The 25204-nt window shown below is 65.2% G+C and carries 22 protein-coding genes; 16 read left to right on the top strand and 6 right to left on the bottom strand.

Annotated features, from left to right (window positions below):
• The first annotated feature begins 12 nt into the window (after positions 1–12).
• The 9 genes from garD to AC1DUN_RS07490 all read left to right on the top strand — a co-directional run bounded on the left by garD (position 13) and on the right by AC1DUN_RS07490 (position 9800).
• The gene (gene garD, locus AC1DUN_RS07530; protein WP_477713415.1) at positions 13–1587 is read left to right on the top strand and encodes a galactarate dehydratase; all 1575 of its coding nucleotides are present in this window, start codon (positions 13–15) and stop codon (positions 1585–1587) included.
• A gap of 41 nt (positions 1588–1628) precedes the next feature.
• Complete coding sequence (locus AC1DUN_RS07525) at positions 1629–2732, top strand: lactonase family protein (protein ID WP_477713414.1); 1104 nt, start codon at positions 1629–1631, stop codon at positions 2730–2732.
• Positions 2733–2784: 52 nt separating this feature from the next.
• Positions 2785–3777, top strand: a complete 993-nt coding sequence (locus AC1DUN_RS07520; RefSeq protein WP_477664012.1) for a Bug family tripartite tricarboxylate transporter substrate binding protein — start codon at positions 2785–2787, stop codon at positions 3775–3777.
• Between the two features lie 51 nt (positions 3778–3828).
• Positions 3829–4611: a 2-dehydro-3-deoxyglucarate aldolase gene (gene garL / locus AC1DUN_RS07515; RefSeq protein ID WP_477713413.1), complete on the top strand. Its 783-nt coding sequence runs from the start codon at positions 3829–3831 to the stop codon at positions 4609–4611.
• Between the two features lie 53 nt (positions 4612–4664).
• Complete coding sequence (gene glxR / locus AC1DUN_RS07510) at positions 4665–5555, top strand: 2-hydroxy-3-oxopropionate reductase (protein ID WP_477713412.1); 891 nt, start codon at positions 4665–4667, stop codon at positions 5553–5555.
• Positions 5556–5652: 97 nt separating this feature from the next.
• Positions 5653–6630 (top strand): Bug family tripartite tricarboxylate transporter substrate binding protein, encoded by a 978-nt coding sequence (locus AC1DUN_RS07505; RefSeq protein WP_477713411.1) that lies wholly within the window; start codon positions 5653–5655, stop codon positions 6628–6630.
• Between the two features lie 150 nt (positions 6631–6780).
• A complete protein-coding gene (locus AC1DUN_RS07500) occupies positions 6781–7749 on the top strand; it encodes a TRAP transporter substrate-binding protein (protein WP_477713410.1) in 969 nt (322 codons plus the stop codon).
• A gap of 20 nt (positions 7750–7769) precedes the next feature.
• Positions 7770–8843 (top strand): aldose epimerase family protein, encoded by a 1074-nt coding sequence (locus AC1DUN_RS07495; protein ID WP_477713409.1) that lies wholly within the window; start codon positions 7770–7772, stop codon positions 8841–8843.
• 54 nt (positions 8844–8897) lie between these two features.
• Positions 8898–9800: a dienelactone hydrolase family protein gene (locus tag AC1DUN_RS07490; protein ID WP_477713408.1), complete on the top strand. Its 903-nt coding sequence runs from the start codon at positions 8898–8900 to the stop codon at positions 9798–9800.
• Between the two features lie 331 nt (positions 9801–10131).
• Here the strand turns inward: AC1DUN_RS07490 and rpoD are convergent, their stop codons facing one another.
• Positions 10132–12303 carry an RNA polymerase sigma factor RpoD gene (rpoD, locus tag AC1DUN_RS07485; protein WP_477663971.1) on the bottom strand — a complete coding sequence of 724 codons (2172 nt, stop codon included), beginning with the start codon at positions 12301–12303 and terminating at the stop codon, positions 10132–10134.
• Here rpoD and AC1DUN_RS07480 point away from each other — a divergent pair.
• Positions 12275–12991: a hypothetical protein gene (locus AC1DUN_RS07480; RefSeq protein WP_477713407.1), complete on the top strand. Its 717-nt coding sequence runs from the start codon at positions 12275–12277 to the stop codon at positions 12989–12991. The genes rpoD and AC1DUN_RS07480 overlap by 29 nt on opposite strands.
• Here AC1DUN_RS07480 and dnaG read toward each other — a convergent pair.
• Entirely contained in the window at positions 12988–14985 is a 1998-nt protein-coding gene (gene dnaG / locus AC1DUN_RS07475) for a DNA primase (protein ID WP_477713406.1), read from the bottom strand. The two genes, AC1DUN_RS07480 and dnaG, sit on opposite strands and share 4 nt — an antisense overlap.
• Before the next feature lie 144 nt (positions 14986–15129).
• The gene (locus AC1DUN_RS07470; protein ID WP_477713405.1) at positions 15130–16998 is read right to left on the bottom strand and encodes a gamma-glutamyltransferase family protein; all 1869 of its coding nucleotides are present in this window, start codon (positions 16996–16998) and stop codon (positions 15130–15132) included.
• A gap of 105 nt (positions 16999–17103) precedes the next feature.
• On the opposite strand from AC1DUN_RS07470, the gene AC1DUN_RS07465 reads away from it, so the two are divergent.
• Positions 17104–18036, top strand: a complete 933-nt coding sequence (locus tag AC1DUN_RS07465) for a LysR family transcriptional regulator (RefSeq protein ID WP_477713404.1) — start codon at positions 17104–17106, stop codon at positions 18034–18036.
• A 19-nt stretch (positions 18037–18055) separates the two neighbouring features.
• Here the strand turns inward: AC1DUN_RS07465 and AC1DUN_RS07460 are convergent, their stop codons facing one another.
• Both AC1DUN_RS07460 and AC1DUN_RS07455 read right to left on the bottom strand, forming a co-directional pair.
• Positions 18056–18823 carry a 3-hydroxyacyl-CoA dehydrogenase gene (locus AC1DUN_RS07460; RefSeq protein ID WP_074575022.1) on the bottom strand — a complete coding sequence of 256 codons (768 nt, stop codon included), beginning with the start codon at positions 18821–18823 and terminating at the stop codon, positions 18056–18058.
• Positions 18824–18991: 168 nt separating this feature from the next.
• Positions 18992–20035, bottom strand: coding sequence for an extracellular solute-binding protein (locus tag AC1DUN_RS07455; protein WP_477713403.1), 1044 nt, complete (start codon positions 20033–20035; stop codon positions 18992–18994).
• 127 nt (positions 20036–20162) lie between these two features.
• On the opposite strand from AC1DUN_RS07455, the gene AC1DUN_RS07450 reads away from it, so the two are divergent.
• Positions 20163–21047 carry a patatin-like phospholipase family protein gene (locus tag AC1DUN_RS07450; RefSeq protein WP_477713402.1) on the top strand — a complete coding sequence of 295 codons (885 nt, stop codon included), beginning with the start codon at positions 20163–20165 and terminating at the stop codon, positions 21045–21047.
• A gap of 169 nt (positions 21048–21216) precedes the next feature.
• Here the strand turns inward: AC1DUN_RS07450 and AC1DUN_RS07445 are convergent, their stop codons facing one another.
• Positions 21217–21765: a phasin family protein gene (locus AC1DUN_RS07445; RefSeq protein WP_074575166.1), complete on the bottom strand. Its 549-nt coding sequence runs from the start codon at positions 21763–21765 to the stop codon at positions 21217–21219.
• Positions 21766–22039: 274 nt separating this feature from the next.
• Here AC1DUN_RS07445 and AC1DUN_RS07440 point away from each other — a divergent pair, with 274 nt between their 5' ends.
• The 4 genes from AC1DUN_RS07440 to AC1DUN_RS07425 all read left to right on the top strand — a co-directional run bounded on the left by AC1DUN_RS07440 (position 22040) and on the right by AC1DUN_RS07425 (position 25200).
• A complete protein-coding gene (locus tag AC1DUN_RS07440) occupies positions 22040–22987 on the top strand; it encodes a histone deacetylase family protein (protein WP_477713401.1) in 948 nt (315 codons plus the stop codon).
• Between the two features lie 111 nt (positions 22988–23098).
• Complete coding sequence (locus tag AC1DUN_RS07435; protein ID WP_477713400.1) at positions 23099–24007, top strand: NAD(P)H-binding protein; 909 nt, start codon at positions 23099–23101, stop codon at positions 24005–24007.
• A gap of 6 nt (positions 24008–24013) precedes the next feature.
• A complete protein-coding gene (locus tag AC1DUN_RS07430; protein WP_477713399.1) occupies positions 24014–24457 on the top strand; it encodes an acyl-CoA thioesterase in 444 nt (147 codons plus the stop codon).
• Positions 24454–25200 carry a nitroreductase gene (locus AC1DUN_RS07425; RefSeq protein WP_477713398.1) on the top strand — a complete coding sequence of 249 codons (747 nt, stop codon included), beginning with the start codon at positions 24454–24456 and terminating at the stop codon, positions 25198–25200. Before AC1DUN_RS07430 ends, AC1DUN_RS07425 begins: the two co-directional genes overlap by 4 nt.
• Positions 25201–25204: the final 4 nt, after the last annotated feature.

The following is a 25204-nucleotide window of genomic DNA, read 5'->3' as shown; positions in this document are numbered from 1 at the left end:
AAATCGCACGCCATGGCCGCACCGCTTCACATCCGCATGCATCCTCGCGACAACGTCGCGATCGTCGCCAACGACGGCGGCCTGCCCGAGGGCAGCGTTTTTGAGGGCGGCCTGCGGCTGGTGGAGCGCGTGCCCCAGGGCCACAAGGTGGCGCTGGTGGACCTGCCCAAGGGCGCGGCGGTGCTGCGCTACAACGTGCCCATAGGCTACGCGCTGAAAGACATCCCGGCAGGCAGCTGGGTGCATGAGCGCCTGCTGGAGATGCCCGATGCGCGCACGCTGGACAACCTGCCCAAGGCCACGGTGCGGCCCGAGCCGCTGCCGGCGCTGGAAGGCTATACCTTCGAGGGCTTTCGCAACCCGGACGGCTCGGTCGGCAGCCGCAACATCCTGGCCGTCACCACCACGGTGCAGTGCGTGGCCGGCGTGGTGGACTTCGCCGTCCAGCGCATCAAGGCCGAGCTGCTGCCGCGTTTTCCCAATGTCGATGACGTGGTGGGGCTGGAGCACACCTACGGCTGCGGCGTGGCGATTGACGCGCCCGACGCCATCATCCCCATCCGCACCCTGCGCAACATCAGCCTGAACCCCAACTTCGGCGGCGAGGTCATGGTGGTGAGCCTGGGCTGCGAGAAGCTGCAGCCCGAGCGCCTGCTGCCGCCGGGCAGCATACAGATCATTGACGAGCGCAATGTGGCCGATGTGGGCACGAGCGCCGAAGCCGTGCTGGACGTGGTCTGCCTGCAGTCCGAGAACCACGTCGGTTTCATGTCCATGATCGACTCCATCATGCAGACCGCCTTGCTGCACCTGGAGCGGCTCAATGCGCGCAGGCGCGAGACGGTGCCCGCCAGCGAGCTGGTGGTCGGCGTGCAGTGCGGCGGCAGCGACGCGTTTTCCGGCGTGACGGCGAACCCGGCGGTGGGCTTTGCCACCGACCTGCTGGTGCGCGCCGGCGCGACGGTGATGTTCTCCGAAACCACCGAAGTGCGCGACGGCATAGACCAGCTGACCTCGCGGGCCAGCACGCCGGAGGTGGCCGAGGCCATGATCCGCGAGATGGCCTGGTACGACGCCTACCTCAAAAAGGGGCAGGTGGACCGCAGCGCCAACACCACACCGGGCAACAAAAAAGGCGGCCTTTCCAACATTGTTGAAAAGGCCATGGGCTCCATCGTGAAATCGGGCAGCGCGCCCATCAGCGGCGTGCTCTCGCCCGGCGAGAAGGTCAAACAAAAGGGCCTGATCTACGCCGCGACGCCCGCCAGCGACTTCATCTGCGGCACGCTGCAGCTGGCCGCCGGCATCAACATCCATGTGTTCACCACCGGCCGCGGCACGCCTTACGGCCTGGCCGAAGTGCCGGTCATCAAGGTGGCCACGCGCAGCGACCTGGCGCGGCGCTGGCACGACCTGATGGACATCAACGCCGGCCGCATCGCCGACGGCGACGCCACGATTGAAGAGGTCGGCTGGGAGCTGTTCCGCTTCATGCTGGACGTCGCCAGCGGGCGCAAAAAAACCTGGGCCGAGCACTGGAAGCTGCACAACGCGCTGGTGCTGTTCAACCCGGCGCCTGTCACCTGAACCTGCACCGCATCCACAACACAAACAGAAGGAGACAGAGCATGACCATCGTTCCATCCGGCCTGCGCGCGCTGCGCCTGGCCTTGCAATTGACGGCGGCGGCCGGGCTCGCGGCCCTCGCCGGCGGGGCCGGCGCCGCCACCTGGGTCTATGTGTCGAACGCGGACAGCCAGGAGATTTCGGTGCTTGAGCTGGACCGCGCCCAGGGCATGCTCAAGCCGGTGGAAACCGTGAACGTGGGCGGCACCGTGATGCCGATGGCCGTGAGCCCGGACAAACGTTTTCTGTATGCGGCGCTGCGCTCGCAGCCTTTCCGTGCCGTGAGCTTTGCCATCGACGGCGCCAGCGGCAAGCTGCGCAAGCTGGGGGAAGCTCCCCTGGCCGACAGCATGGCCAACATCGACACCGACCTGACGGGCCGCTGGCTTTTCGCGGCGTCCTATCCCGGCCACAAGATCACCGTCAACGGCATCGACAAGGAAGGCAAGGTCGGCGCCATCCAGCAGCTGATTCCCGGGATCGCGAATGCGCACGCCATTCATGCGGACTCGGCCAACCGCTTTGTGCTGGCCACCAGCCTGGGCAACGACAACGTCTCGAGCTGGCGCTTTGATGCCGCCACCGGCGTGCTCTCGCCCAACGACCCCGCGCTGACCACCAGCGCGGCGAAATCCGGCCCGCGCCATTTTGTCTGGGACAAGGCGCAGCGCTTTGCCTACCTGCTCAATGAGCTGGACGCGCAACTCCAGGTCTTCGCCTGGGACGGCGCGCGCGGCACGCTCAAGCTGCTGCAGACCCGGACCACGCTGCCGGCCGGCTTCACCGACAAGCCCTGGGCCGCCGACCTGCACCTCACGCCCGACGGCCGTTTCCTGTATGCCTCGGAGCGGACCTCCAGCACGCTGTCGGCCTTCCGTGTCGACGCCGCCACAGGCCTGCTGGAGCCTCTAGGCCAGACGCCCACCGAAAAGACCCCGCGCGGTTTCGCCATCGATGCGCAGGGGCGTTACCTGATCGCGGCGGGCCAGGATTCGCACAGCGTGTCCGTGTACGCCATTGATGCCGCCACCGGCGCGCTGGGCGCGCCCAAGCGCCTGCCCGTCGGCAAGAACCCGAACTGGATTGAAATTGTCGAGATGCCCTGAGCGCGCGAAGCGCCGGGCAATTTTTTCTGACACATATTAAGGACTCATCATGATGCAACGCCGTACCCTGCTCAATACCGCGCTGGCCGCCATGGCCGGCGGTTTTTCAACGCTTCCCGCATTCGCGCAGGGCAACTGGCCGACCGGCAAGCCCATCACTTACCTGGTGCCGTTTGCCGCGGGCGGCACCACCGACGTGCTGGGCCGGCTGATCGGGCAGAAGCTGGGCACCGCGCTGGGCACCACCATCATCGTCGACAACAAGCCCGGGGCCGGCGGCAGCGTCGGTTCGGAAGTCGGCTCGCGCGCCGCGCCGGACGGCTACACCCTGGTGGGCGGCACGGTCAGCTCGCATGCGATCAACGTGAGCCTGTATCCCAAGATCGGCTACGACCCGATCAAGTCCTTTGTGCCCGTCACGCTGATAGGCACCAACCCGCTGGTGCTGGTGGTCAACCAGGCCAGCCCCTACAAAACCCTGAAGGACGTGATTGAGGCCAGCAAGGGCAAAAGCGGCGGCCTCTCGTCCGCCTCGGCCGGCACCGGCACTTCGCAGCACCTTTCGCTGGAGCTGCTGGCCTTCCGTTCCGGCGTGAAGTTCACGCACGTGCCTTACAAGGGCAGCGGCCCGGCCATCCAGGACGTGATAGGCGGGCAGGTCGACATGATGTTCGACACCAGCGTCGTGGCGGCGCCGCATGTGCAAAGCGGCAAGCTGCGCGCGATCGCGGTGACCTCCGCCAGCCGGCTGCCATCCATGCCGGACGTGCCGACGGTGGCCGAATCCGGCCTGCCGGGCCTGGCCAATTTTGAGGTGCTGTCCTGGCAGGCGATTTTTGCGCCGGCGGGAACGCCCGCCCTCATGGTCGATCGCCTGCACAAGGAAATCGGCCGCATTCTGGCGGAACCCGAGATGCAGGGAAAACTCAAGGGCTTCGGCATGGAGCCGGCCAACATGACGACGGCCCAGATCGCCGCCTTCCAGCGCGCGGAAGTGGCCAAGTGGGCGCAGGTCATCAAGGCCGCGAACATCAAGGCCGAATAAAGCCCGGCTGACCGCAAACCGAAGCAACAGACATCGTAGAAGCAAACCACCATGACACAAGCAACTCCCTACCAATCCTTTCCCAACAGCTTCAAGCGAGACCTGCTGGCCGGCAAAAAACTGATAGGTTGCTGGTCCTCCCTGGCCAACGCCATCACCACCGAGGTGCTGGGCGTGGCCGGTTTCGACTGGATCCTGCTGGACGGCGAACATTCGCCCAACGACGTGGGCACCTTCATTCCGCAGCTGATGGCGCTCAAGGACAGCCCGAGTGCGCCCTTTGTGCGTCCCACCAGCAACAACGAGGTCGAGATCAAGCGCCTGCTCGATGCCGGCTTCTACAACTTCCTGGTGCCCTTCGTCGAAAGCGCCGACGAGGCGCGGCGCGCGGTGGCCGCCACGCGCTACCCGCCGCAGGGCGTGCGCGGCGTGTCGGTCTCGCAGCGCAGCAACCGCTACGGCACTGTGCCCGACTACTTCAAGGGCATCAACGACCAGATCTGCGTCGCGGTGCAGATTGAAAGCAGCGCCGGTGTTGCGGCCGCGCGCGCGATCGCCGAAACAGAGGGCGTGGACTGCATTTTTGTCGGCCCCTCGGACCTGGCCGCCGGCCTGGGCCACCTGGGCAACGCGAGCCATCCCGACGTGCAGAAAGCCATCGCCGGTGTGTTCGCCGACGCCAAGGCCTGCGGCAAGCCCACGGGCATCCTCGCGCCGGTGGAAGCTGACGCGCGGCGCTACATGGAGATGGGCGCCACCTTTGTGGCCGTGGGCAGCGACCTCGGCGTGTTCCGCTCCGCCACACAAGCCCTGTGCGACCGTTACCGAACCTGACGCGCCTGAGGGGCGCATTGTTTTCTGACTGGATTTTTGACTGGAGTATTTGAATGAGCAAGCTTGGATTTATCGGCCTGGGCATCATGGGCAGCCCTATGGCGGCGCACCTGATTGCGGCAGGGCACGAGGTTTTCCTGAACACGCGCGGCAAGGTGCCCGCGGAACTTCTGACCGGCAAGGGCAAGGCCTGCGACTCCATCGCCGAGGTCGTCAAGCAGGCGGACATTATCTTCATGATGCTGCCCGACACGCCCGACGTGGCCAAGGTGCTGTTCGGCGAAGGTGGCGTGGCCGGCGCGCTGAGCAAGGGCAAGACGGTGGTGGACATGAGTTCCATCTCGCCCATGGACACCAAGGAGTTCGCCCAAAAAATCAACGCCCTGGGTTGCGACTACCTGGACGCCCCGGTGTCGGGCGGCGAAGTCGGCGCCAAGGCGGCCAGCCTCACCATCATGGTGGGCGGCCCGCAGGCGGCCTTCGACCTCGTCAAGCCGCTGTTCGAGCTGATGGGCAAAAACATCACGCTGGTGGGCGGCAACGGCGACGGCCAGACCTGCAAGGTAGCCAACCAGATCATCGTGGCGCTGAACATCGCGGCCGTGGGCGAAGCCCTGCTGTTCGCCAGCAAGGCCGGCGCCGACCCGGCCAAGGTGCGCCAGGCGCTGATGGGCGGCTTTGCCTCCTCGCGCATCCTGGAAGTGCACGGCGAGCGCATGATCAAGCGCACCTTCGCGCCGGGTTTCCGCATCGGCCTGCACCAGAAGGACTTGAACCTCGCGCTCAGCGGCGCGCGCACCCTGGGCCTGGCCTTGCCGCAAACGGCGGGCGCCGCCCAGCTGATGCAAGCCTGCGCCGCCAACGGCATGCAGGACCTGGACCATTCCGCCTTGGTGCGGGCGCTGGAATTGCTGGGCAACCACGAAGTCGCCAAACCGGCATAAACCGGACAGACCAGACAGGCGCGTGCGAGGAGCCCGAAAGAGGCTCCCGGCGCGGCGGAGGGCCAACCCCGTTTTTGAGAACATTCAGGAGACAGACATGGCTATCAATCGACGAGAACTGATCGCGGCTTCATTGGCCGTGGGCGTGGGTGCCGCAAGCGGCGCCGCAAACGCCCAGGCCGGCTGGCCGTCCAAACCGATACGCCTGGTGGTGCCCTATCCGCCGGGCGGCTCTTCGGACATCATCGCGCGCGCCATTTCGCAGCCGCTCGCCGAGGCTCTCAAGCAGTCGGTCATCGTGGACAACAAGGCCGGCGCCAACGGCAACCTGGGCGCCGACATCGTGGCCAAGTCCGCGCCCGACGGCTACACGCTGCTGCTGTGCGACACCGGCGCGCTGGCCATCAGCCCCTCGGTTTATCCCAAGCTGGGCTTTGATCCGTCCAAGGATTTGCGCGGCGTCACCATGCTGGCGTATTCGCCGCACCTGCTGGTCGTCCATCCCTCGGTGCCCGCGAGCAACCTCAAGGAACTCGTAGCCTTGTCGCACAAGACCGAGCTGAACTTCGCGGTGACGGCCATGGGTAGCGCGCCGCACCTGGCCGGCGTGGCGGTCGAGCGGGCCAGCAAGGCCAAGTGGCAATACATCCCCTACAAGGGCGGCTCCCAGGCCGTCAGCGACACCATCGCGGGGCAAACGCAGATTCTGATGAACGGCATGCTGGCCACCTTGCCGCATGTGCAAAGCGGCAAGCTGAAAATCCTCGGCGTTTCCAAGAGCACGCGCATGCCGCTGATCGGCAATGTGCCGACGCTGGCCGAGCAAGGCCTGGCCAACTTCGAATCCGGCACCTGGCAAGGCCTGCTGGTGGCCAACGGCACGCCGGCAGCCATCATCAACCGCCTGAACGCCGAACTCATCAAGATCATCCGCAGCCCCGACATACGCGCCAAGCTCGCGGGGCAGGGCGCGGAAGTCGTGACCATGACGCCGGCGCAGCAGGACGGTTTCTTCAACCAGGAGCGCAGCCGCTGGGCCAAGGTCGTGGCGGAAGGCAACATCAAGCTGGATTGAAAATCGCTTGCGTGAATTAGTGGTGATATCGCCTGATATCTTTTGATGAAGGCGAGTCATCCGTGCGAAGATCCCAGCAGGGATTTGAACACTGACACACTACGAGCCAGCCCGCAGAGGCGGCCGTTAGCCCCATTCCAGGAGACAAAATTGCGTATATCTTTCAAGGGGCTTTTATGCCTTTCCTTCGCGCTGTGCGCGAGCGCCGCGATGGCCCAGACCAAGCTGCGGGCCTGGAATATCCACCCCGAGGGCTACCCGGTCTCCGAAGCCATGAAGAGCTTTGTGGAGCAGGTCGCCAAGAGCACCGGCGGCCGCTACAACATCGAGCTTTTTAACGGCGGCACGCTGGGCGACCAGCCCAAGGCGGTGCAAATGCTCAAGAGCGGCGAGATCGACGTGGCCGAGTTCAGCTCGGGCCCTCTGTCGGACGCTGTGCCGGGCATCAAGGTACTGAACCTGCCTTTCCTCTTCACCGATTCGGCCCATATGTTCCGCCACCTGGACGGCAAGCTGGGCGAGCGTTTTTCCGCCAACCTGAAAGCCGCCGGCTTTGTGGTGCTGGGCTGGTACGACGGCGGCGGCCGTTCGTTTTACTGCGTCAAGCCCGTCAACAACCTGCGCGACCTGGCCGGCATGAACATTCGCGTGCAGCAGTCCGAGGTCTACATCGAGATGATCAAGCTCATGGAAGCCAAGCCGGTGGCCTTGCCCTTCAAGGACGTGCTCGGTGCTCTGGAGCAGGGCAAGGTCGATTGCGCCGAGAACAACCTGCCTTCCTATGAGTCCACGGGGCATTACAAGGTGGCCAAAAACGTCTATGTGACCAACCACGTGATCTCGCCCGAGGCGCTGGTGGTGTCCACCAAACTGTGGGACAAGCTCAGCAAGGAAGACAAGGCCGCCTTCGCCGAGGCCGGCGCCAAATCCGCGATCCTGATGCGCGAGCTGTGGAACAAGCGCGTCGCCGCTGCCCTGGAGGCCACGACCAAGCAGGGCTCGCAGTTCGTCAAGGTCAAGGACGTCTCGCCCATGGTCAGGCGCATGGGGCCGCTGTACGGCAAGTACATGGCCGACCCGACCACGCGCGAAGAACTGCTGACGATTATTGCCAAGTGAGCGGCCCGGACCCTAGCCTTTTGCTCGATCCCGCGCGTTTCGCGCGCGAGATCGACGGAAAACCCGTCAGGCTGTTCACCCTGCGCAACAGCCAGGGCATGGCAGTCTGCGTGACCAACTACGGCGCCAAGATAGAGCAGCTGCTGGTGCCCGACCGCGCGGGACATTTTGACGATGTGGTGCTGGGTTACGACAGCATTGAAGGCGTGGTGGGCGGCGCGCCCTCCGTGGGCGCCTTTGTGGGGCGCTATGCGGGGCGCATAGAAAACGCGCGCTTCATGCTGGGTGGCATAGAGCACCAGCTGGCGGCCAACAACGGTCCGCACTGCCTGCATGGCGGGCTGCGGGGTTCGCGCTTCCAGGTTTTCGACGCGGTGCGGCACGACGCCTCCAGCGTGGAGATGCGTTATGTGTTTGCCGACGGCGAAGAGGGCTTTCCCGGTGCGCTGGCCTTGCGCCTGCTGTACCGCGTGACCGAGGCCAACGAGCTGGCGCTCGATTACGAGGCCGTGGCGCTGGATGCGCCCACCGTGGCCAACTTCACCACCCACGCTTTTTTTAATCTCGAGGGCATGAACAGCACGCACAGCGCCAGCGCGCTGGGGCATGAAGTCACGATTTGCGCGAGTCGCTATTTCGAGATGACCCCTGAACTGATCGCCACGGGCAGGCTGCTGCCGGTGGAGGACACGCCGTTTGACCTGCGCCAGCCCGCGGCGCTCGATACACGTGTGGGCAAATCGCCAGCCGAAGGCGGGGTCGCCGGCTACGACGACTGCTTTGCGATAGACCGCGATGCGGCCACGGCTGGTGAACTGGCGCTGTGCGCGCGCGTGAGCGCGCCTGCCAGCGGCCGTGTGATGGAAGTCTGGTCGAGCGAGCCCACCATGCAGTTCTACACCGGCATGCTGGCCGGCGAACCCCTGGCCGGCGGGCCGGGCAAGGGCGGCAGGGGCTATGTGCAGCAGCAAAGCCTGTGCTTTGAACCGCAGGCTTACCCCAACGCGCCCAACATACCTGCTTTTCCTTCTGCGGTCTACCAGCCGGGCCAGCCCCGCCAGAGCCACACCTTGTACCGCTTCAGCACTTCATAACCGCAGACGGCTTGCGCGTGTCAGAATGCTCCGGCAACAAGCAGGGAGCCGAACATGAACATGCGGTGGTTGAAGCTGGGGTGGATGCTGGGGGTCTTGTGGGTGGCGCAGCTCGCCGCCTGGCCTGCTTGGGCGCAGCAGCCCGAACGTGTGCCGCCGCAGATCGTCAAGCTGCCATTGCTTGTCGACGGCAAGCAGCTTGAGGTCGTCACCCATCTCTACAAACCCGAAGGCGAAGGCCCGTTTCCGCTGGTGATTTTTTCCCATGGGCGCGCGCCATCGCGCGTCGACAGGGCCAGGCTGGAATACCCGGTGCTGGTGGGGCACGCGAATTACTGGCTGCGCAAAGGCGTGGCCGTGATTGCCCCGGTGCGGCCCGGCTACGGTGACACCGGCGGCTTTGACCGGGAAGACTCAGGTGCGCGCTGGAGCGGCAGCGTCTGCAGCGGAAGCCCCGATTTCACGGGTGTCGCCAGTCGGGCCGGGCAGACTGTGGTCGCGCTGCATCACTGGGCGCTGCAGCAACCCTGGGTGCGCAAGGACAGGCTGCTGCTGGAAGGGCAGTCGGTGGGCGGCATGACCACGGTGTCGGTGGCCGCACTCAACCTGCCGGGCGTCGTCGGCGCTGTCAATTTCGCGGGTGGCTCGGGCGGCAATCCCGAAACGTCGCCCACCAAAAGCTGCAGCCCGGACAATATGCGCAAGACCTACGGCGAGCTCGGCAAGCTGGTCAAGGTTCCCAATCTGTGGCTCTATGCAGAAAACGACCAGTTCTGGGGCGCCGAGGCGCCGCGCCAGTGGCACGAGGCCTTCAAGGCAGGTGGCAGTGACACGCAGTTCATCCAGACCGGGGCGCTCGCGGGGCACGACGGGCATTCATTGCTGACCTATGGCGGCAAGATGTGGTCGGTTCCGCTGGATGCATTTGTGCGCAAGATAGGGCTGACAGCGCCCTGAGTTTCTAAGAACCTGTTCACGGTCTAAACGGGGCCGCGCAAGCGCCTTCTCGGGATGGGATGCAAGGCGCGGTGCGACGCCCATAGTGCAGCTATGGGCTAGCGCCGCAACGCCGCAGACCGCCCGAGAAGGCGCTTGCCCTCCGGGTTGGGGTGAAATCGCGCGATTGAGCCACCCGGTCCCTTGCATGGGCATGAGCCCATGCGGCATGCCCGGTCGGCCCACTCATCGCGATTGCACCCCAACGCGGCCCCGTTTAGACCGTGAACAGGTTCTTAGGCATAAAAAAGCCCGGCGCCTTGCGGGGCCGGGCTTTTGGGAGAAAGCGCGTTTACAGCGTATCGATAAAGCTGCGCAGCTTGTCCGAACGCGAAGGGTGCTTGAGCTTGCGCAGCGCCTTGGCTTCGATCTGGCGGATGCGTTCGCGCGTCACGTCGAACTGCTTGCCGACTTCTTCGAGCGTGTGGTCGGTGGACATTTCGATACCGAAGCGCATGCGCAGCACCTTGGCTTCGCGCGGCGTCAGGCTGTCGAGGATGTCTTTCACCACATCGCGCAGGCCGGCCTGCATCGCGGCTTCCAGCGGCGCGGTGTTGGCGCTGTCCTCGATGAAGTCGCCCAGGTGCGAATCGTCGTCGTCGCCGATAGGCGTTTCCATGGAGATCGGCTCCTTGGCGATCTTCATGATCTTGCGGATCTTGTCTTCCGGGATCTCCATCTTGGCGGCCAGGATGCTGGCGTCCGGCTCGAAGCCGAATTCCTGCAAGTGCTGGCGCGACAGGCGGTTCATCTTGTTGATGGTCTCGATCATGTGCACCGGGATGCGGATGGTCCGCGCCTGGTCGGCGATGGAGCGCGTGATCGCCTGGCGAATCCACCAGGTGGCGTAGGTCGAGAACTTGTAGCCGCGGCGGTATTCGAACTTGTCGACGGCCTTCATCAGGCCGATGTTGCCTTCCTGGATCAAATCGAGGAACTGCAGGCCGCGGTTGGTGTACTTCTTGGCGATCGAGATCACCAGGCGCAAATTGGCCTCGATCATCTCCTTCTTGGCGTCGCGCGAGTTGGACTCGCCTTCGTTCATGCGCTTGTTGATGTCCTTGAGCTGGGCCAGCGGCACCACCACGCGGGCCTGCAGTTCGGCCAGCTTGGTCTGCAGTTCCTGGATGGGCGGCACGTTGCGGGCCATCACCACCGACCAGGGCTTGCCGGCGGCGACCTGCTTCTCGACCCATTTCAGGTTCAGCAGGTTGGGCGGGAAGTCCTTGATGAAGACTTCCTGGGGCATGCCGCACTTCTCGACGATGATGCGGCGCAGCTCGCGCTCTTTCTTGCGCACGTCCAGCACCTGGCCGCGCAGCATGTCGCAGAGCTTTTCGATGGTCTTGGCGGTGAAGCGCACGGTCATCAACTCGTCGCTCAGGGCTTTTTGCGCCTTCACATAGGTGGGCGTGCCATAGCCTTCCTTGTCGTAGGTCTTGTGGACCTTCTCGAACAGGGCGGCGATCTTGTCGAAGCGGCTGAGGGCTTCTTTCTTGAGTTCCTCGAGCTTTTTGGTCAGGGCCTTGGAGCCGCCCTTGCCGTCGTCGTCGTCTTCCTCGTCGAATTCGTCGAAGTCTTCCTCGGCCACATAGTCGTCGGCCTCGTTGGGATTGGAGAAGCCGTCGACCACGGTGGAGATGACGATCTTGCCTTCGCGGATTTCCTCGCCCAGGCGCATGATTTCAGCGATGGTGGCGGGGCTTTCCGAGATGGCTTCCATCATTTTCATGAGGCCGCCTTCGATGCGCTTGGCGATCTCGATTTCGCCTTCGCGCGTGAGCAGCTCGACCGTGCCCATTTCACGCATGTACATGCGGACCGGGTCGGTGGTGCGGCCGAATTCGCTGTCGACGGTGGACAGCGCCGCTTCGGCTTCTTCCTCGGCTTCCTCTTCGGTCGCGACCGTGGGGCCGGTGTTGTTCAGCAACAGGGTTTCGGCGTCGGGGGCCTGCTCGTACACGGCCACGCCCATGTCGTTGAGCATGTTGACCACGACTTCCAGCGTTTCGGCGTCGACCAGCTTGTCGGGAAGGTGGTCGGAGATTTCGCCGTGCGTGAGGTAGCCGCGCGTCTTGCCGAGCTTGATCAGGGTCTTCAGGCGCAGGCGCCGCTTGAGCATGTCTTCTTCGGAGAGGACGGTTTCGTCCAGGCCGAATTCCTTCATCAAGGCGCGTTCCTTCGCCTTGCTGATCTTCATGCGCAGCGGTTTGACCTTTTCGGTCGTTTCCGCCACGGGTTCGCCGACCAGGTCGTCTTCAATGTCGGAGAGGTCCAGGTCTTCGCCGTCCTTGGGCGCGGCGGTGGCGCTCTTGGGCTTGCGGCCGCGCTTGGCGCCGGTGGTGGCGGCAGGCGCGCTGCCGTCGGCTGCCGGGTTCTTCGGCGGGCGGCCGGGTTTCTTTTTCACGGGCACATCGGCGGGGGCGGCGAGAGGCTTGGATTCGGGGCTGGACTTGGTCGGCACGGCAGGAGCTTTCTTCAGGGGCAAATCGGAAATCGCGGATTTCGCGGTTTTCAGGGGGGCTTTGCTCACCGGGGCATTGGGTTTGCTGGGTTTGACAGATATGGTGGTTTTTCCCGGCTTTTCAACCTTGCCGCTCTTGGCGGCAGGCTTTGCGGCTGCTTTGACTGGAGGCTTGCCTGCGGGCCGGGCAGCGGCTTTGGGCGCTGTCTTGGCTTTGGGCTTGGCGGCGGCTTTGGGCTGCGCGCTTTGCGGCTTCTTGGACGTGCTCGGCTTCTTCGGCTTGGCAGTAGGCATGGGACCTCCAGTTGTCGGAAAAATTGTTCTAAATATCTATCGGCTACCAGTAAACAAAAATGCGCCTTGGCGCCTGCGCAAAGCACAGGCACGGTGGCAAGGATTCAGAGTCAGGAACAAGAGGACGGAAAAACAGGCCGGGCAGCGCCAGGGCGCGTCGCGGTTTATTTTTCCGGGCAAGCTGTTTGGGCGAACATTTGGTGTGCAGTCCTTGCGGAATTCCCTGGGGGAAGTGGCCGTCTCATCTGTGAGTTCCCCGAAGTTTCGGGGTGGCCGGGCCGGAGGTGCTGCTGTCGCGCTTGCCGTCGAAAATCGGATTATACCCTGTTGCCTGTTTTTTGGGCGCTTTTTCACCCGCCAAAACAGCTATTTTTCGGGCGCCGGGCCGGCTTAGCGGGCCGTGTCGGCCGGGGTTTTGAGGCTGGCAAGCAGTTCCAGGTAGCGCTGGCGGGCGTCCGGGTCGGTGGCGGCGCGGGCGGCCAGCTCGCTCATCTCCTGCTGGCGGCGCAGGCGCAGCAGCTGGTCCAGGATGCTGCGAACCTCGGTCCAGTCGCTTTCTATGCCTTCGGGGATTTGCGCGATCTGGGCGGTGGCATGCCTTTCATAGGCATGGCCGCGCAGCCCTTCGCGCAGGGCCGCCCAGGGCTGGGGGCCGTGTTCGTGCAGCTGGCTCTCCAGCCAGACGAACAGCGGGCCGTGGGGCTCGGGCAGCTCGACCAGCAAATGATGTTCCTCGGTGCTGAGCCTGTCCCAGGTCTGAGCCTCGGTCAGCAGCAGCCTGAGTACCCGATCCTCGCGGCTGGCCGGCAGTATGCGGCCGGCCACGCGGCGCGGCGCCCGGGCGCTGCCGCCACGCTCGCCGAAGCTGCGGCCCGGGGCCGAGGGGGGTGGGTAATAGCCGGAAGGCTCGGACGCGCTGTAATCGCGCTCTTCGGGGTAATCGGGCTGGTAGCCGCCGGAGTCGGGCATGTCCGCGTGATGGACCGGGGCCGGCGCGGCGTCCTGCTTGTGGCCCTTGCCCTGGCCGCGCGGGCCGCCGCTGTTTTTGTTGCCGGATTTGTAGCCTGTGGAGGCCGGCTGCCACAGCTGCAGCAGTTCGCGGCTGTCGATCAGCACCTTGTCGGCGATCTCGGCCAGCAACTGGCGTTTGAGGGCGCCGTCGGGCATCAGGCTCCACAGCGGGCGGGCATTGCTGGCCATGTGGGCGCGGCCCTCGGCGGTGTCCAGGTCGCAGCCCTCGGCGGCGGCTTCGAGCAGGAAACGGCTCAGCGGCACGGCCTTGCTGACATAGGCCGCAAAACCTTCCTTGCCGTGCTCGCGGATGTAGCTGTCGGGGTCGTGCTCGGCTGGCAGGAAGAGGAACTTGACGGTGCGCACGTCGGTGGCAAAGGGCAGGGCGGCGTCCAGGGCCTTGCGCGCGGCGCGGCGGCCGGCGCTGTCGCCGTCAAAGCTGAAGACCACCGAATCGGTGAAGCGGAACAGCTTTTGCACATGGTCGGCGGTGCAGGCGGTTCCCAGGGTGGCGACCGCGTTGGCAAAGCCCATTTGGGCCAGCGCCACCACGTCCATATAGCCTTCGGTGACCAGCGCGTAGCCGTGCTCGCGCAGGGCGGTACGCGCCTCGAACAGGCCGTAGAGCTCGCGCCCCTTGCTGAAGACCGGGGTTTCGGGTGAATTGAGGTATTTGGGCTTGTCGTCGCCCAGCACGCGGCCGCCAAAGCCTATGCATTCGCCCTTGACGTTGCGGATGGGGAACATGACCCGGTCGCGAAAGCGGTCATAGCGCTTGGCTTCACCGGCGGCGTTTTCCTCGCCGGGCTCGCCGGTGATGACCAGGCCGCTTTCGACCAGCAGCGGGTCGTTGTAGTCGGGGAACACGCTGGCCAGGCTGCGCCAGCCCTCGGGCGCGTAGCCCAGGCCGAAGGTCTTGGCGACTTCGCCCGAGACGCCGCGGCCCTTGAAGTAGTCGATGGCGCGCTCGGAGTTGCGCAAGGCCTTGATGTAGGCGATGCCGGCTTTTTCGAGCACGCTGGTGAGCGTGGCCTGCTGCTCGCGCATCTGCGCGGCGCGGGCGCGGTCCTGCGGCGAGACGTCGTCCTCGGGTACCTGCAGGCCGTATTGCTGGGCCAGGTCCTTGACGGCTTCGATGAAGGTCATGCCGCCATATTCGGTCATGAACTTGATCGCGTCGCCGCTCACGCCGCAGCCGAAGCAATGGTAGAACTGTTTGGTCGGGCTGACGCTGAAGGAGGGCGATTTTTCGCCATGGAAGGGGCACAGGCCCATGAAGTTGGCGCCGCCCTTTTTGAGCTGCACATGGCGGCCCACGATGTCCACAATATCCGCGCGCGTGAGCAGTTCCTGGATGAATGATTGCGGAATAGCCATCAGTTGATTATCGCCCCCACGCTCCGCCGCTGCGCGGGTCGCTGCCCCCCCGAGGGGGCGCTGCGCCTGCGGCCCGGCAAAGCCGGTTCCGCGGCCCCTGCTGGTGAAGAAGAGGCTGGGGGCCGGCTTTCGGGCGTGCAGGGCTCAGTCGCCGAGTACCAGCCCCTCGCGCCGCGGGTCGGCGCCTCCGAAGAAGCCTTCGGACGTTTTCTGGATGGCCTGCAGGCCGCTGGTCATGGTTTGCTCGCGCACCTCGGCGCCGCGGCTGCGCAGCGCCTCGACGGTAGCCGGCGAGAAGCGTTTTTCTTCCAGGATGCTGGGGCCGTTGAGCGAACCGAAGTTGGGCAGGTCGATGGCCTGCTGGGCATTGAGACCCCAGTTCAGCGTGCCGTACAGGGTCTTGGCCGTGAAGTGGATGATGAGCGCGCCGCCGGGGCTGCCGCCGCTCATGACGAGCTGGCCCGAGTTTTTATCGAACACCAGCGTGGGCGCCATGGACGAGCGCGGGCGCTTGCCGGGCTGCACCCGGTTGGCCACGGGTTTGCCTTCGGCGTCCGTTGGGGCGAAGCTGAAGTCGGTGAGCTCGTTGTTGAGCAAAAAGCCGCCGGCCTTGCCGGTGCCGCCGTCGGTCATCAGGCGCGAGCCGAACTGGTCTTCAATCGTCGTGGTCATGGCGATCGCATTGCCGTAGCCGTCGATGATGCTGATGTGCGAGGTGCCGTACTCGGGCTGGTCTGGCATAGGCGCATAAGCCGTCTTCACCGCGCCGGGCACGCCGGGTTTGGCGGTCTTCATGCTGGGGCCGGCGGGTTGTATCAGCCTGGCGCGCTCGCTCAGGTAGGCGGGGGCCAGCAAGCTCATCCAGCTGCCGCCCGGCGGCTGCACGAAGTCCGGGTCGCCCAGGTACTGGCCGCGGTCGGCAAAGGCCAGGCGCGAGGCCTCGGTATAGAGGTGCAGCCAGTCGGCCGAAGGCGTGGGCGCAACCGTGCCGGGAACGCCGCCGCTGCCGCTGACCAGGCCCAGCGTGGCGGCGGGCGTGTTGTTCAGGATGCCGAGGATCTGCCCGACGGCGATCGCGCCCGAGCTGGGCGGCGGCATGCCGCACAGGCGGTAGGCCTTGCCGGCGGCGCTGTAGTCGGTGCAGATGGGGTCGCGCTTTTTGGGCTGGTAGCCGGCCAGGTCGGCCAGGGCCAGCTTGCCGGGGTTGCTGGCGTGGCCCTGTACCTTGGCAACGATGGCCTGGGCGACCTGGCCTTCGAGCAGCGCGCTCGATCCTTTGGCCGCGATCTGGCGCAGCACCTCGGCCAGGGCCGGGTTGCGCAGGGTCTGGCCTACGTCCACCGGGCTGCCGTCGGGTTTGTAGAAGTAGGCGGCTGCTGTCGGGTCCTTCTTCAGGTGTTGCTCGCCCTTGAGCAGGGTGTTCAGGCGCGGGCTGACCTTGAAACCTCCTTCGGCCAGCTGGATGGCCGGCGCGAACAGCTGGGCCCAGGGAAGCCGGCCGTACTGCTTGTGGGCCATCTCCAGCATGCGCACGGTGCCGGGCGTGCCGACGGAGCGGCCGCCGACCACGCCGTCGTAAAAAGCCATGGGCTTGCCGTCGGCGCCGATAAAGAGCTTTTCATCGGCCGCCGCGGGCGCGGTTTCGCGGCCGTCAAAGGCCTCGACCTTGCCGCCGCTGGCGTGCAGCAGGAAGGCGCCGCCGCCTATGCCGCTGGATTGCGGCTCCACCAGCGTGAGCACCATCTGCACGGCAATCGCCGCGTCTATGGCCGAGCCGCCGGCCTTGAGCACCTGGTAACCGGCGTCGGTGGCCAGCGGGTTGGCGGCGGCCACGGCGAACTTCTTCGTGGCCCAGCCCGGCTTGGGCGTGAAGCCCGAAGAACCTTCGGGCTGCATGTACTTGGCGCCGCGCGCGACTTCGTCGGCCGGGACCTGGTAGGTGAAGGAGGAGGGGCTGCTGGCGCAGGCGGCCAGCAGCGCGGTGGCCGCCAGTGCCGGGAAGGCGTGTCTCATGGGATATCCTTGACTGTAGTTTTTGCTTGGGGGCTATAGGCCCGCCGGCAAATATAGCCAGCGGCCCCGCGCCCCACAATGGCGTTTCGGAGAAATCACTCTTCCATGGAATTTGACAATCTCGATGCCTTGCGTGTGCTGCTGGCCACCGCGGAGACCGGCAGCCTCACGGGAGCGGGCAAGCGCTGCCGGCTTTCCACGGCCGCCGTCAGCGCGGCGATCAAGCGGCTGGAAACCTCATTGGGCGTGCGCCTGTTCGAACGCACTACGCGCGCCGTGCGGCCCACGGCCGAAGGCGCGGTCATGGTCGAGCATGCGCGCCGCGCGCTCGAGCTGGTGGCCGAAGGCCAGGCCAAGGTGCGCGCCGGCACCTTTGGCCTGACGGGCAGCATACGCATCACCGCCACGGCCATGCTGGCGCGCGAGATGCTCGCCTACTGGCTGGCGGAATTCGCCGCGCTGCATCCCGGCATTGAAATCGACCTGCAGATCAGCGATGCGCGCGTGGACCTGGTGCGCGAAGGCATAGACGTGGCGCTGCGCAACGGGCCGCTGATGGACTCCACCCATTCGGCGCGCCTGCTGGCGCCGGCCCGCCGCATCGCCTGCGCCAGCCCCGACTACCTGACGCGCCGCGGAACGCCGCTGCAGCCCTGCGAACTCGCGCAGCACGACTGCCTGGTCTGCCATGTGCGCGAGCGCCGCCAGGACCAGTGGCAGTTTGAATTGCAGGGGGAGGCCAGCGCGCCCTTCCAGGTGCGCGTGGCTGGTCCGCTGGCCTGCAACGACGCATCCATCGCGCTGCAGTGGGCGCTGGAAGGGCGGGGCATCGTCTATCAGTCCGAGATCGACCTCATGGCCTCGCTGGCCGGCGGCAAGCTGGTGCGCTTGTTTGAGGGCCACCTGGGCGAGCCGGCGCCGCTCTATGCGGTGGTGCCGAGCCGGCGCTACGTGCCGGCCCGCGTCAACGAGGTGATAGACAGGCTGTCGGCGCTGCTGACCGACAGGCTGGCCGCGCTGCATCCGCCCGCGGCCTGAGCCCGTCTAGCGCGAAAACTCAGCGCGGTGCGAGGCGGATCGCGCCGTCCAGGCGAATCACTTCGCCGTTGAGCATGTCGTTTTCGATGATGTGTTTGGCCAGGCGCGCATAGTCTTGCGGCGTGCCCAGGCGCGAGGGGAAGGGAACGCCGGCGGCCAGCGAGTCCTGCACTTCCTGCGGCATGCCGAAGAGCATGGGGGTGCCGAAGATGCCGGGGGCAATCGTCATGTTGCGGATGCCGTTGCGCGCCAGGTCGCGCGCAATCGGCAGGGTCATGCCGACGATGCCGCCCTTGGAGGCGCTGTAGGCGGCCTGGCCGATCTGGCCGTCGTAGGCCGCCACCGAGGCGGTGGAAATCAGCACGCCGCGCTCGCCGGTGGCTTCGGGCTCGTTTTTGCACATGGCGTCGGCCGCCAGGCGGATCATGTTGAAGCTGCCGATGAGGTTGACGGTGATGGTCTTGCTGAACAGGGCCAGGCCGTGCGCGCCGTTCTTGCCCACGGTTTTTTCGGCGGGCGCGATGCCGGCGCAGTTCACCAGGCCCATCAGCTTGCCCATGGCGAGTGCCTTGGCCACCACGGCCTGGCCGTCGGCTTCCTGGCTCACGTCGCACTTGACGAAGGCGGCCTTGTCCGCGCCCAGTTCCTTGGCGATGGCTTCGCCCTTGTCCGCCTGCATATCGGCAATGACGACTTTCGCGCCATTGGCCACCAGCATGCGCGCCGTGCCTTCACCCAGGCCCGATGCGCCGCCGGTGACGATAAATACTTTGCCTGCGATTTCCATGGTGATTCCTTGAATGAAGAGTGGGAGGTTTAAAAAGGGTTTTCGTGAACGCCGGGGCCCACGGACAAGCCCGGGCGACATGACGTTAACGTAAACGTCAATTATGGCGCATGAAAAAAGCCCGGCGCCTGTTGGCAGCCGGGCTTTTTTAAAACAAGGGCGCAGGGCTTACTTGTAGCCGACGCGGTCCAGCATCTGCTGCACCTTGAGCTGGTTGTTGCCCACGGCGCTGATCGGGATGGTTTCGGACTTGAAGCTGCCGTTGCCCGAGGGGCTCATGGCCTTGAGCGCCGGGTTGCTGACGCCCAGGCCCGGCACGGCGGGCCATTCGTTGTTGCCGTTGGCGAAGTATTCCTGCGCGCTCGGGCTGGCCAGGTATTCCATGAACTTGACGGCGTTGGCCGTGTTCTTGGCGTTCTTGGCGACGGCGGCGCCGGCGATGTTCACATGCGTGCCCCAGCTGTCCTGGTTGGGGAAGACCACGCCGACCCGGTCGGCCACGACTTTGTCGTCAGGCGCGTTGGAACGCATGATGCGCGCCAGGTAGTAGGTGTTGGTCAAGGCGATGCCGCATTCGCCGCTGGCCACGGCCTTGATCTGGTCGCTGTCGCCGCCCCTGGGGTCGCGCGCCATATTGGCCACCAGGCCCTTGAGCCACTGCTCGGCCTTGGCTTCGCCCAGGTGCTCGGTCACGGCGCCGAACAGCGAGAGGTTGTAGGGATGGGCGCCCGAGCGGGTGCACAGCAGGCCCTTGTTCTTCGGGTCGGCCAGCTTTTCGTAGCTGTCGACATCAGCCTTCTTGACCTTGAGCTTGTCGAACACCACCACGCGGGCGCGGGTCGAGAAGCCGAACCAGGTCGTGCCTTCGGCGGTTTCCTTGGCGCGCAGCTTGGCGGGAATGGCGGCTTCGAGGGCCGGCGACTTGATGGGCCGGAACAGGCCGTCCGCGTCACCCTTCCAGAGGCGGGCCGCGTCGACCAGCAAAATCACGTCGGCGGGGGAGGCCGCGCCTTCAGCCTTCAGCCGGGCCAGGATGCCGGCGTCGTCGGCGTCCACGCGGTTGACCTTGATGCCGGTGGCCTTGGTGAAGTCGCTGTAGAGCTTTTCGTCGGTCTGGTAATGGCGGGCAGAATACAGGTTGACCACCTGCTCCTGGGCCGATGCCAAGCCTGCCAGCAAGAGCAGCGACGAGAGAAGCACTTTTTTGAACATAACTTTCCACTTCCTTACAGGTATTTTTTAAAGCCCGGCCATGATAAAGCAAATAAGAATCATTCTTGGTAGAGTCCCTACGCTGGGCACGTTTTCATGCGAGCCAGGCAGGTATGCGGGCGCCTGCATGGCCGTGGCCATGCTGTTGCTGGCCGGTTGCGCCGTCATGCCGTCCGGCCCGGTTGCGACCGTGCCGCCGCCGGCGGAGGCCGCCAGAAAGCCGGTGCGTGTGGGGCTGGCGCTGGGCGGCGGTGCGGCGCGCGGTTTTGCCCATGTGGGCGTGATCGCCGTGCTCGAAGAAGCCGGACTCAAGCCGCAGCTGGTGGTCGGCACCTCGGCCGGCAGCCTGGTGGCGGCGCTGTATGCCAGCGGCAAGACCAGCGCGCAGTTGCAGCAGACCGCGCTGAACATGGAGGAGGTGGCCATCACCGACTGGATGCTGCCCATCTTCGGCCGCGGCATGTTCCGCGGCGACGCGTTGGCCCGCTATGTCAACGACCTGGTGGCCAACCGCACCATGGAGAACATGGCGATTCCGCTGGGTATCGTCGCCACCGACCTCAACAGCGGCCAGGCCGTGCTGTTCCAGCGCGGCGACACCGGCACGGCGGTGCGCGCATCGAGCGCGGTGCCGGCGGTGTTCCTGCCGGTCAAGATCAACGGCCGCGAATATGTGGACGGCGGCCTGGTGTCGCCGGTGCCGGTGCGTTTTGCGCGGCAAATGGGCGCCGATATCGTGATCGCGGTCGACATCTCGAGCCCTCCGGAAGGTAATCCCGCGGGCGACACCCTGCAGATCCTGCTGCAGACCTTTGCCATCATGGGCAAAAGCATCAACCAGTATGAGCTCAAGGATGCCGACGTCGTCGTGCGGCCCTCACTCACGGGCCTCAAGAGCGCCGACTTCTCGGCGCGCCAGCGCGCCATCGACGCGGGCCGGGCGGCCATGCTGGCGGCGCTGCCGCAGCTCAAGGCCAAACTCGAGGCCGCGGCAGTCACGGCGCAGAAATAGAGAGAGCGCGAGCAGGCCAAAAAAAAGCCCAATCTTGCGATCGGGCTTTAAGGGGTCCGTGAAAATGAATTTCGGAAAGGACCCGAGGAGACAACTGGCTTGAAACCTGTTCAATCAAACAGGGTTCGCGAAACAGGCTCCATGAACGGTAGCGCGCGAGGCGCTGCGATCAGCGCTTTTTGGCGGTGGTCGTCTTGGTGGCGTTCACTGCGGAAGCAGCCACCGTGTTGAAGTTGGCTTCAGCGATGTCGGTGGCTTGCTTGACGGCCTTCTGGACCGACTCGAAAGCGTTGTTGGCGGCGGCGACGGCGCTCTTCAGGACAGCCACGGCGGTTTCGGAACCAGCCGGTGCGTTCTTGGCGGCGTTGTCGACCAGGCCGACGAATTTCTTCTGTGCATCGGCAGCCTGGGTTTCAAAGGTCTTGCCCAGTTCAGCGCCGGCGGCCGAAGCGATGTCATAGAGGTGGCGGCTGTAGGCGGCGGTCTTTTCAGCCAGGGGCTGGACCAGGCCGGCTTGCAGGGCCAGCAGTTCTTGTGCGTCTTTCACGCCCAGCACGGCTTGCGTGTGGTTGGCGCTTTCAGCCAGGGCGGCCTTGGTGGCTTGCACGTTCAGTTCGACCAGTTTTTCAACGCCTTCGAAGGCTTTGTGGGTCAGGCCAAACATGGTTTCGATGTTGGCTTTGTGGGAAGCGAGGACTTGTTCAGCGGTCAGCATAATGAATCTCCAAAATAGGTTTAGGTGAGGGCAATGGTGTTGCTTTGCGCTGAATTGCTGCACTGCAACATAAGTCCAAGTATAGGGACTGTGTGCACCATTGCAAGTATTTTATGTTGCGGTGCACCAATTTAGAGGCCTGGCCCTAGGTAACGCTCTGAAACAGCGCTGAAAAGTACCCAAAAAGGACTACTCCCGTCGACCGCATGAAGCCATTTTGCTGAGTACCTGGCGCAAGGCCACAATGGTCCCAAGCCCTCATCACAACATTCCCGCCTTGCAAGCCTTCTACGCCGACAACTTTGTTTTGCCGCTGCCGCCCGGCCATCGCTTTTCCATGGCGAAATACCGTTTGCTGCGCGACCGTCTGGTCAACGAACGCCCGCGGGTGCGCATGGCGCAGGCGCCGGCCGCGACAGACGGCGAGCTCGCGCTGGTGCACACGCCGGACTACATAGACGCCATCAGCCACGGAACCCTGCCGGCCGCGGCCCAGCGTGAGATTGGTTTTCCCTGGAGCCCGGGCATGGCCGAACGCGCGCGCCGCTCGGCCGGCGCCACCGTCGCGGCGGCCCGCGTTGCCATGGGTTCGCCGGGCCGGCTGGGGGAGGGCATCGCGGCCAACCTCGCCGGGGGAACGCACCATTCCTATGCGCACAAGGGCGGCGGGTTTTGCGTGTTCAACGATGCTGCCGTGGCCGCCAGGCTGATGCAGGCGGAATGGGCGCGGCAACACAGGCACGGGCGCAAGCCGCTGCAGGTCGCCATCATCGACCTGGACGTGCACCAGGGCAACGGCACGGCCAGCATCTTTGCTAATGACCCCAGCGTCTTCACGCTGTCGCTGCACGGGCAGAAAAACTTCCCATTTCGCAAGGAAGCCAGCGACCTCGACGTAGACCTGCCCGACGGCTGCGGCGACGCGGCCTACCTGCAGGCGCTGGAGCATGCGCTCGACGAACTCGAGCGACGCTTCGAGCCCGGCCTGGTCCTGTACCTGGCCGGCGCCGACCCTTACGAGGGCGACCGCCTGGGCCGGCTGGCGCTCAGTTTCGACGGACTGGAGGCGCGCGACCGCCGCGTCTTCGACTGGGCCTGGCAGCGCCGCATCCCGCTGGCATTTGCCATGGCGGGCGGTTACGGTATCAACATCGACGAGACCGTGCAGGTGCAGATGAACACTTACACGCTGGCACTCGAATACTGGGCGCGCTGGAATCCCTAGCATTGCTGCTACATTGCCTCAGATTCGCTTCGGCGACCCCTGGACAGACAAAAGCAAAACATGGCGCCGAACACCACCGATATTGCTGACCCTCCTGAAGAATCTTCCCTTGTGCGTGTCCTCGTCCTTGGCGGCACCGGCTTCATTGGCCGCCATGCCGTGGCGGCACTGCACGCGTCGGGTGCGCGGCTCGCGATAGGTAGCCGCCACCCCGAGCGCCACCAGGCCACTTATTCCTTTGCCGACATGCGCCTCGCGCGTTTTGAACAGCTGCAGCAGCCGGGCGCCTGGGACGCGCTGCTCAAGGATGTCGATGTGGTTGTCAATTGCGTGGGCATACTGCGCCAGCGGCCCAACGAGTCCTACGACCATGTGCACCACCGCGCGCCAGCGGCGCTGGCCGTCGCCTGTGCCAAGGCGGGCATACGCTTCATACACACCTCGGCCCTGGGTTTGCACGAAGGCGCCAAAAGCCGCTTCCTCTCAAGCAAGCTGCTGGGCGAGCGCGCCATCGCGGCCTCGGGCAGCGACTACGCCATCGTGAGCCCCTCGCTGCTCGACGGTGAGGGCGGTTTTGGCGCGCGCTGGCTGCGCGGCCTGTCGCGCTCACCTGTGCATGGCATTCCGCGCGGCGCGCGCGGCGGCATCGCGGCCATGACGGCCACCGACCTCGGCCTGGCCTTCGCCGCCCTGGCGGCCATGCCGTCCCTGGCCGCCCACCGCGAGGTCGAACTGGGCGGCAGCCGTCGTTATGGCTATGCGGAATACCTGCGCGAACTGCGCGCCGACTACACCGCCACCCGCGCGCTGCAACTGCCGCTGCCCAATTGGGCGGCACGGCTGGGCGCGCATGTTTGCGACGTGCTGCATTTCTCGCCGTTTTCTTATGGGCACTGGATCTTGCTGCAGCGGGACAACGTTCCCTCACCCAACCGATTGCCGGAACTGCTGGGGCGCGAGCCCCAGGCCATCGGGTCAAAAATGCCGGTGAGCCCGGCGCGGCCCGCGCTGGCAAAATAAGGCCTCATGAGTTCCCCGACACGGCCGCAAGCCGAAGCCCGTAGCGCCTACAAAGCTTTCCGCGACATCGGCACCCGCTGGTCCGACAACGACATCTACGGCCACGTCAACAACGTTGTTTACTACAGCTGGTTCGATACCGCCGTCAACGGCCTGCTCATCGAACGCGGCGTCATCGATATCCACCACGGCGGCGTGATCGGCCTGGTCATAGAAACCCAATGCAATTACTTCGCGCCGCTGGCCTTTCCCGAGCCCGTGGTGGCCGGGATCCGCGTGGCGCATGTGGGCTCGTCCAGCGTGCGCTACGAGGTGGCCTTGTTCCCCGGCGATGAAAACCAGCTGTGCGCAGCCAGGGGCCATTTCATCCATGTTTACGTCGACCGCGCCACGCGCCGGCCGGCGCCGCTTCCGCCCGAACTGCTTTCCGTACTGGAGACCCTCAGATGACCCAGGCACCGCCCGTGCTTCCCTATATCACCCCGCGCCAGGCCGGCGATGCGCGCAATGCGGTGGATGAAGCCATCGTGAGCCGCCAGTCGATACGCCAGTTTTTACCCAAGCCGGTGCCGCGCGAAACCATTGCCCACCTGCTGGAGGTCGCCAGCCGCGCACCTTCGGGCACCAACACCCAGCCCTGGAAAGCCTATGTGCTGCAGGGTGCGAGCCGCGACACCCTGGTCGAAAGGGTCTGCCAGGCGCATGACGCGCTGTACGCCGACCCCGCGCTGGCGGCTGAGTACCAGGAGGAGTACGACTACTACCCCGAGAAATGGGTCTCGCCCTATATAGACCGGCGCCGTGCCAATGGCTGGGGCCTTTACGGCCTGCTGGACATCACCAAGGGCGACAAGGACAGGATGCATGCGCAGCACCACCGCAATTTCAAATTCTTCGACGCGCCCGTGGGCCTGATGTTCACGCTGGACCGCGTGATGGGCCGCGGCTCGCTGGTGGATTACGGCATGTTCATGCAGAACCTCATGGTGGCCGCGCGCGGCCTGGGCCTGCACACCTGCCCGCAGGCCGCCTGGAACGGTTTCGGAAAAATCATCCTGCCGCACATAGGCGCGAGTCCTGACGAGATGCTGGTGTGCGGCATGTCGCTGGGTTATGCCGATGAAACGGCGCTGGTCAACACCTTCCGTACTCCACGGGTCCCCGCTTCCGAGTTCACCACCTGGTTGGACTGACTGG

The sequence above is a fragment of the Polaromonas sp. P4_F6 genome (assembly GCF_056401275.1).
The sequence above is the reverse complement of the archived record's forward strand: the minus strand, read 5'-3'. Positions and strand labels throughout refer to the sequence as shown.

Coding starts and splice junctions, on each gene's coding strand:
- garD (WP_477713415.1), top strand. CDS start 13: ATGGCCGCACCGCTTCACATCCGCATGCATCCTCGCGACAACGTCGCG.
- AC1DUN_RS07525 (WP_477713414.1), top strand. CDS start 1,629: ATGACCATCGTTCCATCCGGCCTGCGCGCGCTGCGCCTGGCCTTGCAA.
- AC1DUN_RS07520 (WP_477664012.1), top strand. CDS start 2,785: ATGCAACGCCGTACCCTGCTCAATACCGCGCTGGCCGCCATGGCCGGC.
- garL (WP_477713413.1), top strand. CDS start 3,829: ATGACACAAGCAACTCCCTACCAATCCTTTCCCAACAGCTTCAAGCGA.
- glxR (WP_477713412.1), top strand. CDS start 4,665: ATGAGCAAGCTTGGATTTATCGGCCTGGGCATCATGGGCAGCCCTATG.
- AC1DUN_RS07505 (WP_477713411.1), top strand. CDS start 5,653: ATGGCTATCAATCGACGAGAACTGATCGCGGCTTCATTGGCCGTGGGC.
- AC1DUN_RS07490 (WP_477713408.1), top strand. CDS start 8,898: ATGAACATGCGGTGGTTGAAGCTGGGGTGGATGCTGGGGGTCTTGTGG.
- dnaG (WP_477713406.1), bottom strand. CDS start 14,985: ATGGCTATTCCGCAATCATTCATCCAGGAACTGCTCACGCGCGCGGAT.
- AC1DUN_RS07470 (WP_477713405.1), bottom strand. CDS start 16,998: ATGAGACACGCCTTCCCGGCACTGGCGGCCACCGCGCTGCTGGCCGCC.
- AC1DUN_RS07465 (WP_477713404.1), top strand. CDS start 17,104: ATGGAATTTGACAATCTCGATGCCTTGCGTGTGCTGCTGGCCACCGCG.
- AC1DUN_RS07460 (WP_074575022.1), bottom strand. CDS start 18,823: ATGGAAATCGCAGGCAAAGTATTTATCGTCACCGGCGGCGCATCGGGC.
- AC1DUN_RS07455 (WP_477713403.1), bottom strand. CDS start 20,035: ATGTTCAAAAAAGTGCTTCTCTCGTCGCTGCTCTTGCTGGCAGGCTTG.
- AC1DUN_RS07450 (WP_477713402.1), top strand. CDS start 20,163: ATGGCCGTGGCCATGCTGTTGCTGGCCGGTTGCGCCGTCATGCCGTCC.
- AC1DUN_RS07430 (WP_477713399.1), top strand. CDS start 24,014: ATGAGTTCCCCGACACGGCCGCAAGCCGAAGCCCGTAGCGCCTACAAA.
- AC1DUN_RS07425 (WP_477713398.1), top strand. CDS start 24,454: ATGACCCAGGCACCGCCCGTGCTTCCCTATATCACCCCGCGCCAGGCC.